A 15,684-nucleotide genomic window follows, 5' to 3' on the forward strand; every position below is an offset into this window, starting at 1 on the left:
TCCCAACATGAAAATGGATCAAGGGACCAAGATGGATCCCAACATGAAGATGGATCAAGGGACCAAGATGATCCCAACATGAAGATGGATCAAGGGACCAAGATGGATCCCAACATGAAGATGAATCAAGGGACCAAAATGGATCCCAACATGAAGATGGATCAAGGGACCAAGATGGATCCCAACATGAAGATGAATCAAGGGACCAAAATGGATCCCAACATGAAGATGGATCGCCCTATGATCATGCCTACTGAACCATCCATTATAGGCGATAAGATAGAGCTGGTGGATTCTTCAAAAGCTACCACAATAGGAACCAAATATCAGGATTTGAAAGCAGCAGTTAAAACTAATAATCCCAACACACCAGTCGATGGGGTTATTAAAATGGAATTGTTTGGTTACATGGACCGTTATATTTGGTTTATTAATGGCCTACCTGAATACAAGGCCAAACCGATTTTGATTGAGCCAGGAAAGCGTTATCGGATTATTTTTACCAACAATTCGATGATGCGTCACCCCATGCATATTCATGGCCATTGGTTTATTTTACGCAATGGTCATGGGTCTTACGATCCGTTATTGCATACCATTGAGGTGGCTCCTGGGGCTACTGCCGTTGCCGATTTTGATACCGAGGCCAGCGGTCAGTGGTTTTTTCATTGCCACCATCTTCTGCACATGGCGGCGGGCATGGCGCGCATATTTCAATACACCACCATCATCGAGATCGCCAACGGCACCCGAAAGCCAGACAATTACGCTTTTCAGCAAACCTACATCAATCGACCTATCGTAAGAGAAGACGAAGTCATGCCACTGGATGCTTCACTCATCAAACACCCCGCAGGGCATCATCAAGGACTCTATGGCGCAAACTATCTCGAACTGGGTGATGACCCTTTTCATAATGCTCAGGAAATGTCTTTTAGAGGCCTCTATGGCCCAGATTACAATAAGCTCCAGCTGTATACTGAGGATGCGGAAATTTATAAAGGAACTATTGAAAATGCGGACATCGATGTGTTCTATTGGCATTTAATTAGTCAATTTTGGGCCATTAAAGGTGGGGTCAATTATTTTTATCGCCCGGGAGGGCCTTATTGGCAACCCGGTATTGGTATTGAAGGGGTGATGCCTTATTACATTGACACCAACATTAGAACCTATTACCGCGACGGCAGTGTGAAATTTGACATTCAGTTAGCGCGGGCTACTCAGCTGACCAATAACTTCTTCTTCCTAACAGGGATCCGCAGCATTCTGGCCACTCATACCGTGGTCAAGAATGAGATTGGCAATGGCTTAAACCAAATGCGTTATATCCTTAGACCGTATTATCGTATTAAGCCAGGACTTAATATTTTTACAGAGTACGAACATGATATAGAGTATGGCGCTCTTAAGCGGATTCTTCGAAGCCAGGGAGATCCTACCACTCAAGATACACTAACTTTTGGGGTCTCTGTTCTTTTTTAAACAGTCACGTTAGTTACTTATACCTGGATATTGGAGTCATAGTGCAATAAATAAAAGTACCTGTTTAAGCCCACGTTCTTGCTCATTGGTTTGAATTTATTTTGAGCTCAGAATAGGTAAAATAACAAATAGTTAGTACTCGTGGTTTTTTAGAAGAAACCTCTTGAATGCACGAATTGGAGGAATGTATGTACTTAGATGCTCTTTCACGACTTGATAAGGCCGCTTCATTTTGTCGTATTGACCCAGAGGCTTTAGAAAGACTTAAACACCCTAAATCCTGTCTCGAAGTATCTCTCCCTGTTCGGATGGATAATGGGGAATTAAAAATTTTTTCAGCTTATCGAGTCCATCATAATGACAGCCGCGGCCCTATGAAAGGCGGCATACGTTTTCATCCACAATTGGATTTAGACGAGATAAAAACTCTTGCATTATGGATGACAATAAAATGCGCTGTCGTAGACATCCCCTTTGGTGGTGCAAAAGGCGGGATAATTGTTGACCCAAAACAGTTATCCCGCATGGAGTTGGAGCGGTTAAGCCGAAGCTACATTGAGTTAATAGCGGATTTTATTGGGCCAGACAAAGATATCCCTGCCCCTGATATGTATACCAATGAGATGATCATGGGCTGGATGATGGATGAGTACGCCACTATTGTTCGGCAAAATAGTCCAGCGGTAATCACTGGTAAGCCTATTCCTTTGGGAGGGAGCTTTGGGCGTGAGGTTGCGACCGGTCTAGGTGCCTACTATTGCATTAAAATTCTTGAAAAAAAGAAAAAATGGAAGTCTTCTGAGCTACGAGTTGCTGTTCAAGGATTTGGTAATGCTGGACAAAGTATAGCTAAGCTGCTTTACGACAATGGCTATAAAATTGTTGCCATAAGTGATTCGAAAGGAGGAATTTATAATGCCAAAGGCATCGATATACCTCGTATGATTGAGATAAAAAACAATTCTAAAGAAGTACAGTCTATCTATTGCAAAAAGTCTGTTTGTGAACTTGCGAAGGAAGCCACAATCACGAATGAAGAATTATTGGAGCTCGATGTCGACTTACTTATCCCAGCCGCTGCACAAAATCAAATTACCCTAGAAAATGCAGCCAGAATTAAGGCTCCTATAATCATTGAAATTGCAAATGGTCCAATAACCTTAGAGGCCGATGCCCTATTGCAGAAAAATGGACTATTAATTGTACCCGATATATTAGCCAATACAGGTGGGGTAATCGTAAGCTATTTTGAGTGGGTCCAAAATAAATCAGGTTATTATTGGAGTATAGAAAAAGTTCAAGAAGAACTACAGACTATCATATCCCGTGAATTCAAGAATATTTGGCAGCTGATGGAACAATATCAAACAGATATGCGGCAAGCGGCTTACATTCATGCCCTTAGTAGATACGACAAAGCAGTTACGGCCCAAGGGACTCGCGGATATTTTTCAAATTTAAGTCCGAGCCTATAAGGAGAATTATCCTGTTTGAATTTCATGTCTCTTCTCACTGGGACTCATTATCCTATTATTAGTAGCTAAAGGCGGATAGCTTATATAAATGATGTGATTACTATACCAGTGATGAGGAACATTATCACATCTCAATGAGCTGGCTTGTTGATTCGGCTATTACGCCTACTCTTCCTAAAGAATAGAAAGCCCTTCCTCACGCATCAAGATTTGGGAATGAATTCCCCACTCTTAATGTCCACCGTACCCACCTTGATGCCAATTTTGGTGATTAAGCCAACTGCGCCACACCAAACACCATACCAGTATTTTTGAATACCCCTATAAATACAATAACAATAAGTTCCCATTATTAATCGGGGTCATGAACTAGAGTTAAATAATAATCAAATACCCATTTATAACGCCTAGTCTCGAGTGTAATACCGTCAATTTTTACCGACACCTGTCAGTTTCCAGTATATCTAAAGTGGCCCATTGTGACACGAACCGTAAGATTGGGCCTATGCAGGATGCTGTAAATTTGTTTCAGTGTACTATCAGGTATTAAATTGATTACCATTTATTTTTTGTAAAAATACGCCGCCTGGTCCACAATAGGAAGTATTAACTCATTCAAGGTTGGGGTACAGCATGGAGAAGCAAGATACCGAATTACCTTATCAAATCTGGCGTGATTTTTTTTCTTATCAAACAGATTACTGGCAACGCTCTATTTTGTTTTTAGATACGTTGCGTGACCGTGCCAATAACATGATGGAGCATGAACAACAAGGGTTGCCACCGCTGTTAGATTTTAAATATGAATTAGTACTCGATGGAAAAACATTAGAGCCCAAAACAAATTATGCTTTAGTTAAAATTCTTGAAATAGGTGATGTGTGTTTTGATAAATGCTTTGATCCCACTGCTGCTCCTGTAATCGTCGTTGATCCCAGGGCAGGGCATGGACCAGGCATTGGTGGCTTCAAACGGGACTCGGAAATTGGCATCGCACTTCATACAGGCCATCCGGTGTATTTTGTTATTTTTTATCCTGAACCTATTCCTCACCAAACACTTGCAGATGTTTTGGTCACCATGCGCCATTTTGTCGAAAAAGCTCAAGCGTTGCATGAAGGCAAACCGCCTATTCTTTATGGTAATTGTCAAGCGGGTTGGATGCTTGCCTTATTGGCCTCTGATTGTGTGGGATCTGTTGGTCTTACCGTAATGAATGGCTCACCCGTTTCCTATTGGGCGAATAGTGAAGAAGAAGCCAATCCAATGCAACTGTTAGGTGGACTCTCGGGTGGCGTATGGAGTGCCCGCTTTTTATCTGATTTAAAGGATGGAACATTTGATGGGGCCTGGTTAGTCTCTAATTTTGAGATGCTCAATCCGACCACGGCGATATGGGATAAGTATTATGGTTTATTTGATGACATTGATGGGGAGCATGACCGATTTTTAGAATTTGAGCGATGGTGGAGCGGTTTTTATCAATTTAGCCAAGAAGAGATAATAGCCACGGTGAATAATCTTTTTATTGGCGATCAGTTTGAGCGAGGTGAAATGGTTATCCACAAAGGATGTATTTACGACTTAAAACGCATTCACAATCCAATCGTTATCTTTGCTTCTCAAGGCGATCAAATCACCCCACCCAGGCAGGCCTTACATTGGATAAGGACTATTTATCCTGATACTCAAGCTTTGAAGAAGGCAAAACAGCGCATTGTTTATCTCCTTCATCCCTCCATAGGGCATTTAGGGATCTTTGTATCAGCCAAAGTCGTTCGTCTGCAACATCGTGCTATTTTAGAACATAGTGCTGCGATTGAACAATTAAAACCGGGACTCTATGAAATGATTATCGTTAATCCAACGGGCGACCCGGATTGCAGTAAAGAGCAATACCATGTTCGTTTTGAAGAACGTGATATCACCGAACTCTGCGCCAGTAATTCAACAAAGCCTTTTGAAAAGATTCGTCAAATGTCTGAAGCCAATGATTCTATTTATCAGTCTGTGGCTCAACCCTTTGTGCAGAAGATGAGTAATCCCTTTTTATCCTGGTGGCTTGAAAAAACTCATCCCATGCGATTGAGTCGTTATGTTTTTTCTGAACAAGTGAATCCAGTAATGAAGCCAATAGAATTATGGGGTCAATCTATTAATGCAGATCGCCAAATGATAACGGAGAACAATTACTTTAAAAAAACAGAGCATGCACTGGCTGAGATGATCAGGGATTCATTTGAATCAGTCAGAAAAACGCGCAACACGTTCATAACAAGTTTATTTGAAGCACTTTACGGAAAGTCCAATTAAAAATTCAAAGAAATTTGCGGACTTCACTGTTCTTGCACAATACTGCGGAAGGGATTAGAGAACCGCTTGTAAAAAGATGCGGTTTGCAAAAAGGGACTTTCGACAACCAATTTGCATTAAAGACAGAATATAAAAATAGGCTGTTGAACGCGAATCAATCGCGTTGAACAATGGGTGTATCTGAAAAATGAAGTCGCGATGCAGCTCTAAAAGATTCGATGAAATAGGGCTTTTCAAAAAAATGGCAGGCACTATACTTAACCATTGACGGGTCAGGCTCCTAACACCAGGGCTACCTGAGAACGATGTCCGACGAGTGCCTTCTCTATTTGACCAAGCTATTCCACGATAGTTCACTTAAAGAATTTATTCCATTTTCATCATGGGGCATCCCATCATTTGAGGATCTTTCATCATGTTCATCATCATCTCCATCATCGTTTGCATCATCTTCATACGCTGTTCCATCATTTCTGGATTTTTTGCCGCATCACCGCCCATATTTTGCATCATGTCCATGCCGTGTTGCATCATTGGCATTTGAGTTTGCATCATCGTTTTCTTTTCTTCTGGCGTCTTAGCATTCTTCAATTGATCATACATATCCTGTATTTTTTTCATTTCTTCTTGCATTTGCGCGGATTGCTGATTGTTATTTTGCATCTGTTTGCCAGGCATACTATTCATGTTCATCTCAGAAGACATGTCCTCTGCATAGAGTGTGGGAGTAACCAAACTAAACGCTGTAAAAATAATTAATGCTTTAAGTTGAAACATATAACCTCCTTGTAATTTTTGGAAAACAACACTACCCTAAAAAAATATAGAACCTTTTCAATGTATTGTCCAGACATAACATTCAGGCGCGAGTTGCAGAAGACATAGTAATTATACAAAATGCGAATTATACTCTTTGAAGTATGCTTCTTCTTGGGGTACCACTTGTGATAAGGATAGGACCAAAGAAGAGGAATTGATGCTAACGAATCCCTCAAAACTCTTGCGTAAACACACCCTATAATGGGCAGTGAGATGATGGAAAAAGTGAATACCAACTACGGAGCGAAACAGATGCCAAGCGAAAAGGTATTGCCTGCATCTATACCACAAAGTGAAGAGCAAGATAGGATTGAACCTACTCGATTGCATGCGACTCTGCGTCACCCATGTACATTCAGTTATCGAATAGCAATGAAGGGGACTTTACTCATACTTGGGATGATGATGGGGGTAATGTCACCATTACCCGTAATCGCCGAAATCTCACCATCGGAGCATACCTCTCACCATCCGGGCAACAAGGGCACTTCTACAACTATGCCTGCAGGGACGGATACTAATGCTTCCGTATTGCCTCCCATTTCAACGACACCAACCAATTCAACGATGCCACCATCAAATATGATGGGTCCTTCTTCCGCAACTCCTGGTCCACCCGGTTGTTGTGGGATGATGGCAACCGGAGGAAAGCCATTTTATCCTTCCCTGATGGATTTTCCTGCGCTCACGGATGAAGCACGCAAATACATCAGAGATGAGGCTGTTGCTCGCCTCGGTTTAGGCGTGCAGACAATCACCTCAATACAGGCCGAACTTCATCGTGCACTATCGACCAATGATGCCGTAGCTGCGCAAACTGCTTTAAGACAGGTTCGTCAGGGTCTTTCGTTTGCTGAGAGCGGTGCAAGCGCACTACAAGCCTTAAATGAAGCGCAACCACCACCTCAAATCGCACTAACCTGGTTTAATCGCGAAATGAGCCTTGGTGATAATACCGATAATGTGATGGATGGTAGTTTTCGTGATATCTCCTGGTTACACTGGGCCTTAATGCTCCTGCTAGCAACGGCACTAATGGTAGCTCTTCTCTTTCGCTGGGCACGACTTCGTCGGGTAAGCGCTTTGATTCAACGACTCACCCCGGATGGTGACGCTGCAAAGCCAATAAACGTTCCTAAGCCACCCGAATCAGTATCGTCCTCCCCAAAAACCGAGCATCCCATCCAGCAACGTTGGTCGGGCGTCTTGCGAACCATGGCAATCTTCGATGAGACTGCGAATGTCAAAACGTTCCGGTTGATGGAGCCAAATTTGGGCTCAATACCTTTCACTTTTTTTCCAGGACAGTATGCGACCATCACTTCGGTAATACATGGTGAGAAAGTGCGTCGCTCCTATACTATCTCTTCATCGCCAACGCAACACGATTATATAGAGCTTACCGTGAAGCGAGAGCAGTATGGGCTAGAATCTCGCCATCTTCACGACCATATCAACACAGGCGACTTGCTTGAGGTCTCTGCGCCAGCTGGTGAGTTTTTCTTCACCGGCAAAGAGGCAAACGGCATCGTTTTAATCGCAGGTGGTGTGGGAATGACCCCAATGATGAGCGTTTTACGCTATCTCACCGATCGCTCCTATCCAAAGGATATCCATCTCCTCTATGCGGTTAATTCACCATCCAATATCATCTTTCATGAAGAATGCACCTATCTCGTTCGCCGTCATCCGAACGTCCATATGGATATTATCGCATTAACTGCCGATGAGACATGGACGGGCCCCGTGGGCTTTATAACTCCCGATTTTATCGCAAAAGCGGTACCAGACATTGCACAACATCGGATCCATCTTTGCGGTCCTGCACCGATGATGGATGCGGTCAAGGCAGCGCTTTTGCAACTTAAAATTCCATCGGAGCAGATTAAGACAGAACACTTTGCGCCACCAAAAGGTGGCCCCGTATACACTGCTGAGCCACCTAAGGCTTCCTCTGCGCTCAAACCATCCGAAGCTTCAACGGATAGAACACCCATGCCCCCACCCTCAGCTCACGCGACCGTCTCCTTTTCAAAGTCCAACACATCGGGGCAACTCGCCCCAGATCAGTCGGTACTCGAGGCTGCCGAGGCTTTAGGCGTCTTCATCGACTTTGAATGTCGGGTCGGCACCTGCGGACGTTGCAAGGTGCCCCTTCTGGAAGGGACAGTTACTATGGAGGTGGAAGATGCCCTCTCCGAAGAGGAAAAGGACAAGGGTATTATTCTTGCCTGCCAGGCGAAATCGGCAAGCTCTCTTGTGGTGGAGGCTTAATTATGGCTACTGAAGCCGAGAAAGTGATTATAGGAGGTCTTTTAAGCGCGTTAGCACTGAGTATACCCGTGTTTCTTTTTCACGTTGCGCCCCAGTTTCCGGGAAGCTTCACAGGTTTTCTATTTGGTGTTGTTGCCACCGCATTATTTTTGTTACTCCTGTTTTATTCACTCGTCAAACGTCAACCATGGATTAAGGAGCGCCTTAAAAAGGTTTTTCCACTGAGTACCCTTTTATCGTTTCACGTCTATGCAGGTACGATTGGCGCGCTCCTTGCAATCATTCACTCGGGACATAAATTTCAAAGCCCACTCGGTATTGCGCTTATTATTTTGATGCTCACGGTTGTTGCAACTGGATTTGTGGGGCGATATTATCTTGTCCAGATTGGACGCGAGTTAGGCGACCAGCAAAGGGAGCTTTCTATCCTGCGTAACCGTTACGATAGTCTTGTTCTGGTTGCAAGCGGCTTAGAAAATCAAGCAGTGGTTGATCCCTCTGGGCTCTCCTTGGGGCACTTGATTAACGCAATTTCTGATTTGGAATTTTCAATTACTGCGCGAGAAATGCTAAGGAAGGCATTTGGACGTTGGCTCATGGTACACATCGCCTGCGCAATCGTCCTATATGCTGCCCTGGCCTTGCACATCTGGAGCGCAATCTATTACGGTTTACGGTGGATTCAATGAAGCCTCTTGTTCTGATGGGATTGCTTGTTGCAATCCTAGTAATTGTCTTTGTTACTGTTGGCTTCTACGAACCATCCAGTAATGATAAGCTTTCTATCTGGGAGGCTGCCGTCAATCCTGGCTCACTGTCTCCAGCGCATGCGTTCTTAAGCAACAAATGCGAGAGTTGCCATGCCCCTAACCGCGGCGTTGTGGCGGCAAAATGCGTCACGTGCCACGCTGCAACACCCGATCTGTTGATGAATCCGGTGACTTCATTCCACGCTCATCTGAGCGATTGTCGCGGATGTCATGCCGAACATCGTGGCGGCACTGTGCGTCCCATCCACATGGATCACGGCAGGCTCGTGAACATTGCTCTGCGCTATGTATTAGAAACAGAAGACCCTCCACATGCTAAGTCCCATCATCCCGCCCGATTAGACTGCCATTCTTGCCATGCCTATCAGGATAAGCACCAGGAATATTTCGGCAAAGAGTGCTCCACCTGCCATTCGGAGAAAAGCTGGAAGATTCCCGGATATTTACATCCAAGCCCGAAGTCCATCAATTGTTCCGAATGCCACAAGGCGCCGCCAAGTCATCGTATGGAACACTTTGCGATGGTCGATAAGAAGGTTACTGGGGAAAAGGAGGCACGCATTGACCAATGTTATATGTGCCATAAAACGGATTCATTCAATGATATAAAAGGGGTCGGCTGGTTCAAGATGCACTGACTTCGAGCCTCTGCGCATCGCAAGTCAAATCCAAACCCAGTGGCATGCTGAGCATGAGCGAGGTATTGAGAAATGTATCAGAAAAAGAACTATTCTCTGCTTTATAAACACCTTAAAAGTAGTGTGTACAGAACATCGTGTTAGTATTTGACAATTTAGAAAGAAGAACTAAACTTATATTGTAGGCTTTAGTTCAATTAAATGTGGCTAAATCCAACGACAATGACCACCTTCGGGTGGTTTTTGCCCATTTGATGGTTCCCTATACTAACATTCAACGAGGGGTTAATTTTATTTAGCGCTGGTTTATAAGCATGTTCCTACACAACCCTTATGCAGAAAGGATTATAGAGCTAGAGGTCATGATTTAGTCTCTAGCAGTAATTTCGCAACTTATTGAATCTTAAAATTTTTTTTGAATTGCAAAATGAATGTACCATGCCTATTAACTTGATTGGAACATAAGAATTTTATTACAACATAAGATTATAGGAAAACTAAAACTGGGCAAAAATCAATTTATTTACTGGCTTCTAGTTTGGTAAAGAGTTATAGCATATGCCGATAAATTCCGTACGTTCCTGAAAAGCATCCCGTCTTTGAAAACTCTAAATAGTATTTTCAATAAAGGCTCCTGTTTGTTCTTTCTTTTTTATTTATTGTCAATTTTGGAAGTAGCCTGGCAGAGTTCATAATGAAAATTAATTCTGAAGAAACATGAATGAAAGCAGCCAATGGTGGACCACCTCCGATGATGATACAATCAAGGATTTTCATGTTTTTTAAATATGAGAAATGTTAAATGCGATTTTTGCAACTCATTATGTTTCCTTACATAAGAGAATTGATTGGTGTATGAATAAAATTGTAGTTTATATTTAGGAAGAATAACAGAAAAATCAAAGGAGATCCTATCGCCGACCTTGAAAGCTGGGATTGCTTCCCATAACAACACGCGTTGTTTCTCCCTCGGCCAATATAGCTAAACTCGTACCGGTGAGGCTTTAAGGGTGCTAATCAACTATACAAAAACAATCAATCTAGAGTCTTATTATTTTTTTATAGTTGAACCTTCACTTCGGCACGAGTCAATATTCGCTCACAATTTTTGGATCTTGGTCATCACCTAGATTTGGCTTGGGGCTTTGAATCTGCGGTGGAATACGCAGCTTCTAAATTATATGATCTTATTTTAATTGATGTAAATATTGACCAAAGAAGCAGTTTGGTTCATCAAATTCAAAATGATTGGCGCATTGGCAAAGAAACACCTATTATTAGTTTATCTTCATACGAAGATAATGCTTCAACTAAAATGGAGAAGGAGCATGTTTTTCATAGACATTTCAAAAAAAAGGACGTCGAAAAAATCATTAAGTTTTTTAATATTTTAATAATGGACAATTAATCATTGAATAAGGAGAAGTCATGCTTAAGAGAGTAATCATCGCAAGTAGTCTTGCGCTTTCACTTGCAATTCCTAACATTCTTTGGGCAAAAAATAATTGCGATTGCATGACAGGCTCAATGACCCAATGTCAAAGCGCAATGGACCAAATGATGATGGACAAGTTAGGCAAAAAAGACAGTCAATACGATAAACGCTTTATTGATCTCATGATTTCTCATCATGAATCAGGCGTTATGATGGCAAAAGATGCTTTAAAAAATTCCACTCATCCTGAACTTAAAGAAATGTCTCAAAAAATAATTGAAGCGCAGGAAAAAGAAATTGAACAATTGAAAAAATGGCGAAGTGAATGGTATGGAAGCGAACAACAACCAAAAGGAGAATAATATGTCACACCAACAATTTGAAGCCTGTATTAAAGCCTGTCAGGCATGTGTTGCAGAATGTGAGCATTGCGCAACAGCATGTAGCGAAGAAGAAAATTGTAAAGACCTAGCTCGCTGTATCATGCTCGATCGCGATTGTGCAGCAATTTGTGCACTGGCTTCTGAAATGATGGCACGTGGCTCATCATTTGCTAAAGAAATTTGTGCGTTATGTGCTAAGAGTTGCCGTGCTTGTGGGGATGAATGCAGTAAACACAAACACATGGAACACTGCAAACGATGTGCTGAAGCGTGCTATCGATGCGCAGAAGAATGTGAAAAAATGGCAGCTTAAAAAATATTACTCCATTGCCATTTTGCAATGGGGTAAGGTTACAAAAGACCAACTAGCTCCTCTTCTTAATTTTTAAAATAAAAGAGATAATCCCTATTAAATATCTTTTTGGGATGATTAAATCCTATAGTATTCAAGTGGGATTTTACTTTTCCACAATGAGTAATTGGCAAATACCACTTTATCAAATTATCAGGGCTTAGTCGCGATGACTTTAACTTTTTCATACATCCCTGCTTCAAAATGACCTGGGATATTGCAAGCAAACACTACCTCATTATGCTTTGGAGTCGCCTTAAATTTCCAGGTCAACCATTTAGTTTCGCCAGGTTTAATAGTAATCGTGTTCCCATCTTCATGAATCATGGCCGGCATTGACCGCATCATTTTCTGGTGCTCTTTTTGTTCCTCTTCAGTCCCAATAGAAAATTCATGAACAACCTTTCCTGCATTGGTAATTTCAAAGGTAACCACTTCTCCATCATGCACTACTAGCTTTTCAGAAAAACTAAATCGCATGGAATCTAAAGTAGTGACTTTTATAAGTTTGTTTGATTTAGTGGCCTTTGCAGGTTCACCTACCGAATTTTTTTCAATGCTTGAATGAGAAAAAGATAAACTTGTTACCCCTAATAAAAAACCAGCTAAAATAAGTGTTCTAAGTAATGAATTAAGCATATCGATACACCTTTTAAAAGAGATTCATAAACTCATTAAAGATCCAATTGTTTCAGTGAATCACTTTGTTTCTAAAGAAATTAATTTATTTTTCATCCAATCAATTTCTGACTGTTGAGATGAAATAATGGATTCACACACCTTTTTAATTTCAGTATCTTTGATAGTCGCTTTACTGCACATTAGTATAGCGCCACCATGATGAGGAATCATTGACTTTAAAAATTCTTTATCCGATATTCCTGTTTGATTTCTAATACCAAAAATAAAACCAATTAAAAAAATCATCATAACTAGAAAGAGGATGCCATTAAGCACCTTATTCGGATACATTGAACCCATTAAAAGCAATTCGAAAATAACCATCGGTGCTGTCATCATCCCTGCCATATATAATTGGTTTAAGCTACTATAAACATTGGTAAATTGATTGACCATCATATACATGAGGATATACATGGCAATAAAAGATAACAACGTCATGATAGAAAGCTTAAAATAACTTGTCCCGTGTTGATTCATTCCGTGTTTATTCATAAATTTCCTTATTAATTATTCAATACATTAAAAATCACTTTGATCTTGGTAATTATTTCCTGTTTACTACAAGCTCTTCCTTTGCACTTAACCATGGGTAAAAACCCTCATCTTGTTGTTTTAGAACACACCACAGTGTTGCTTTATATATTTATTTACAACGGTAAGCTTTACCTTCTAAAGTATGTTTGTCTACTAGATGAGTCTTAGGATTACCCGTAAAACTAGCCTCATCTTTTGTTATAACTAAAGTATTGCCTTCTAACTGCGCTGTATGATTTTTCAACGTATTCAATTGGTCCTGATAAAGATGCTGATGAGACTGATAAGATTGACTGACGCCATTGACATCATAAGCAATCACTTTGCCTAAATCGGTACACCGTTTCATACCGACGCTCGATGGAGCAACCGTGATATGCTGTGCTTCAGACAATAAAGGCACGTTTTTACTGCACCCAACCAATCCGAGGAGTAAAAAATAAGGTATACAAAATGCCGTTTTCATATATTCTTTTCCAAATCAAAATTAGATATCCATTTTGAGTATTATTTTTCTATTACACAATAGCTTTCCTAGAAAAAACCTGCTTTATTATTAACAATAAAAACAAAGCTGAATTAATATGTCTCATAAGTATGGTTTTGGAAACTCATTATTTCTCTTAGTTACATAGAAGATAATGATGATATAAGTTCGCAATTCGATCCCTGCTAACGTTGCATCTGCAGAATGAAATGCTTTAAATCCCTCATGGGTTTGGTGATTTTTTTATAAATCGATGGTCTTGCTCAACAATGTTGTTCAGGTATTTGATCTGACGAACCGTGAGCTGCATGAAAACTCCACCCCTTGATGAACATCTTTTTGCGATAGAACCGCAATGTGCCTCCTCCTGGAGTTCTTTGGAAAAAGAGCGTAAAGTGGTTTGGCTAAACTAAATTAGCATAAGACTTGAAGTATGAGTTTTGCATTCACTTTAATAAGCTAAACTACCAAGGAAATTATTATGGATAATAACAAGATATTGGATAAGCAAAAATTAAAACAGAACCATACTACAGCCGCTGATCATTACAAAAAGGCTGCAGAACATCACCTAGAAGCAGCAAAAAATCATGAAGCAGGCAATCATGAGAAAGGAAACTCTCATGCTTATATGGCTCATGGTCATAGTAAACAGGCTAAAATACATGGCTCTGATGCGTGCTGTCATTCTGCTGGAATTGACACTAAGAAATAATTAATCTCTCTTTTTAAGGAATGCAATGTGGTATACCTATATTTGTGTTCCTTAAAAACCAATATTGTTTTGGACTTCAACACAGTACAAAATCATTTCAGACGACTAAATGGGTTCAATTTTACCTTCTCCTACTGACGGGATATTCAACTATTTATTGCCTCTTTTAACACTAGTCCTTGTTTCAACGATACCCTCAATTTTCGCCTTAGGGGCCGAGCTATATTTAAGTCGTCCGCTATGAATTACTACGCGTGGTTCTGTCGCAAAAAGATAACTAGTCTGCCAACCAAACTACTTTTGAACAAATTCTATGAACTTGAGGCCTAAACTCGTCCAAAATAATCTCGTTTTTAGCTTTGGAAAATTTTGCAACAGAACCCGTTGATGCCCGCGAACCAGAAATAGAACACGCATCTATAGACAATATTACCCAGTTTCTCTTAGAGCTTGGCAAAGGCATGCGGCACGAGGTCGTACATAGGAGTTGTTTCCACTGAAAATCATCCATGTCACTGGATGAATCTAGGGTTATGGAAAAAGAGCTACCCCAACAATGTAGACGAAATGCTTACAGCATGGAGAAAGAATCGTGAGAAGGTGGCCCTTCTGGTAACCACAACCAGTAAGCTAGGTTGAAAATAATGATGATAGAAGTTCGCAATTCTCTAATAAATTCCATTTTATAAACAATCATAAGCATTTACAGCAACCTGAGATTGGCTGTAAATGCTATAGCAGGCCTCACAAACCTATTTAGTTCAATGTTTTTGGGAATCAAGAGAATACAATGCTCTTATTTGCACCAGCACTTTTTGTAATTTATCCCAATTCACTTGTGTCCCCTCTTTATCGTTTGCATCACCTGTTTTATCAAGACGTGTAGCCAATTGCGCAACAAAGCTTAAGTTATTCTGCAGTATTTTTTTCTGCTCATCCGATAAATCCAGGCTTTTAGCGGGTAGTGCATTGACTAAATCGCGAATAGCAAACGCATGCTCATGAATGGAAGCTAATTGGTTTTCTTTTAATGCCTGATTTATCGATGCACTATGTTCCTCTATAGCCTTCCAAATGGCAGGAACAGTGGAAGGGATAGTTATTTTGGGAGGTTCATTTGTATTGGCAAAAAGTTCTAATGGTATTGTCCAAATAAAAAGGCTCATGATTAAACTAAGCCATACCGATTTACTGTTACGCTGTATTTGCTTCATAGTGTTTCTCCTGGTTGTTTATCCTTTAAAGCACTTCGTTTTTCGCGCCATTGTTCGATGGCATTATAGACTGTCGGAACTACAAACATATTAAGCACCGTTGATG

Annotated in this window: 15 protein-coding genes and 1 pseudogene; 10 read left to right on the forward strand and 6 right to left on the reverse strand. The window is 40.9% G+C overall.

The window, feature by feature from the left end; translation table 11 throughout:
• The 3 genes from LDG_RS09930 to LDG_RS09940 form a co-directional block, all read left to right on the forward strand.
• Positions 1–1,485: multicopper oxidase domain-containing protein (locus LDG_RS09930; RefSeq protein ID WP_233491471.1), on the forward strand; the 1,485-nt coding region annotated here is incomplete at its 5' end.
• 188 nt (positions 1,486–1,673) lie between these two features.
• Complete coding sequence (locus LDG_RS09935; protein ID WP_006871194.1) at positions 1,674–2,960, forward strand: Glu/Leu/Phe/Val family dehydrogenase; 1,287 nt, start codon at positions 1,674–1,676, stop codon at positions 2,958–2,960.
• Positions 2,961–3,593: 633 nt separating this feature from the next.
• Positions 3,594–5,273 carry a DUF3141 domain-containing protein gene (locus LDG_RS09940; protein WP_006871196.1) on the forward strand — a complete coding sequence of 560 codons (1,680 nt, stop codon included), beginning with the start codon at positions 3,594–3,596 and terminating at the stop codon, positions 5,271–5,273.
• Between the two features lie 366 nt (positions 5,274–5,639).
• Here the strand turns inward: LDG_RS09940 and LDG_RS09945 are convergent, their stop codons facing one another.
• Complete coding sequence (locus LDG_RS09945; RefSeq protein ID WP_006871198.1) at positions 5,640–6,050, reverse strand: hypothetical protein; 411 nt, start codon at positions 6,048–6,050, stop codon at positions 5,640–5,642.
• A gap of 255 nt (positions 6,051–6,305) precedes the next feature.
• Between LDG_RS09945 and LDG_RS09950 the strand changes: the two genes are divergently transcribed.
• The 6 genes from LDG_RS09950 to LDG_RS09975 all read left to right on the forward strand — a co-directional run bounded on the left by LDG_RS09950 (position 6,306) and on the right by LDG_RS09975 (position 11,905).
• Complete coding sequence (locus LDG_RS09950) at positions 6,306–8,366, forward strand: 2Fe-2S iron-sulfur cluster-binding protein (protein WP_199484679.1); 2,061 nt, start codon at positions 6,306–6,308, stop codon at positions 8,364–8,366.
• A gap of 2 nt (positions 8,367–8,368) precedes the next feature.
• On the forward strand, positions 8,369–9,055 hold the full coding sequence (locus LDG_RS09955) for a hypothetical protein (RefSeq protein ID WP_006871200.1): 687 nt from the start codon (positions 8,369–8,371) through the stop codon (positions 9,053–9,055).
• Positions 9,052–9,774: a cytochrome c3 family protein gene (locus LDG_RS09960; RefSeq protein ID WP_006871201.1), complete on the forward strand. Its 723-nt coding sequence runs from the start codon at positions 9,052–9,054 to the stop codon at positions 9,772–9,774. The genes LDG_RS09955 and LDG_RS09960 overlap by 4 nt, the downstream gene beginning before the upstream one ends.
• A gap of 1,108 nt (positions 9,775–10,882) precedes the next feature.
• Positions 10,883–11,182, forward strand: coding sequence for a response regulator (locus LDG_RS09965; RefSeq protein ID WP_040535303.1), 300 nt, complete (start codon positions 10,883–10,885; stop codon positions 11,180–11,182).
• Positions 11,183–11,202: 20 nt separating this feature from the next.
• On the forward strand, positions 11,203–11,571 hold the full coding sequence (locus LDG_RS09970) for a DUF305 domain-containing protein (RefSeq protein ID WP_040535306.1): 369 nt from the start codon (positions 11,203–11,205) through the stop codon (positions 11,569–11,571).
• Position 11,572: 1 nt separating this feature from the next.
• Positions 11,573–11,905: a four-helix bundle copper-binding protein gene (locus LDG_RS09975; protein ID WP_006871205.1), complete on the forward strand. Its 333-nt coding sequence runs from the start codon at positions 11,573–11,575 to the stop codon at positions 11,903–11,905.
• Between the two features lie 192 nt (positions 11,906–12,097).
• On the opposite strand, the gene LDG_RS09980 is transcribed toward LDG_RS09975, so the two are convergent.
• The 4 genes and pseudogenes from LDG_RS09980 to LDG_RS19000 all read right to left on the reverse strand — a co-directional run.
• The gene (locus LDG_RS09980) at positions 12,098–12,583 is read right to left on the reverse strand and encodes a cupredoxin domain-containing protein (protein ID WP_006871206.1); all 486 of its coding nucleotides are present in this window, start codon (positions 12,581–12,583) and stop codon (positions 12,098–12,100) included.
• Positions 12,584–12,643: 60 nt separating this feature from the next.
• On the reverse strand, positions 12,644–13,120 hold the full coding sequence (locus tag LDG_RS09985; RefSeq protein ID WP_006871207.1) for a DUF305 domain-containing protein: 477 nt from the start codon (positions 13,118–13,120) through the stop codon (positions 12,644–12,646).
• A 151-nt stretch (positions 13,121–13,271) separates the two neighbouring features.
• Positions 13,272–13,628 carry a DUF4156 domain-containing protein gene (locus LDG_RS09990; protein WP_050805544.1) on the reverse strand — a complete coding sequence of 119 codons (357 nt, stop codon included), beginning with the start codon at positions 13,626–13,628 and terminating at the stop codon, positions 13,272–13,274.
• 195 nt (positions 13,629–13,823) lie between these two features.
• A pseudogene (locus LDG_RS19000) lies at positions 13,824–13,950 on the reverse strand (DDE-type integrase/transposase/recombinase); the annotation flags it as partial.
• Positions 13,951–14,130: 180 nt separating this feature from the next.
• Here LDG_RS19000 and LDG_RS09995 point away from each other — a divergent pair.
• Complete coding sequence (locus LDG_RS09995) at positions 14,131–14,364, forward strand: hypothetical protein (protein ID WP_006871210.1); 234 nt, start codon at positions 14,131–14,133, stop codon at positions 14,362–14,364.
• 761 nt (positions 14,365–15,125) lie between these two features.
• Here the strand turns inward: LDG_RS09995 and LDG_RS10000 are convergent.
• Positions 15,126–15,578 (reverse strand): hypothetical protein, encoded by a 453-nt coding sequence (locus LDG_RS10000; RefSeq protein WP_006871211.1) that lies wholly within the window; start codon positions 15,576–15,578, stop codon positions 15,126–15,128.
• Positions 15,579–15,684 lie beyond the last annotated feature (106 nt).

This window comes from Legionella drancourtii LLAP12 (genome assembly GCF_000162755.2).
Lineage (GTDB): Bacteria > Pseudomonadota > Gammaproteobacteria > Legionellales > Legionellaceae > Legionella > Legionella drancourtii.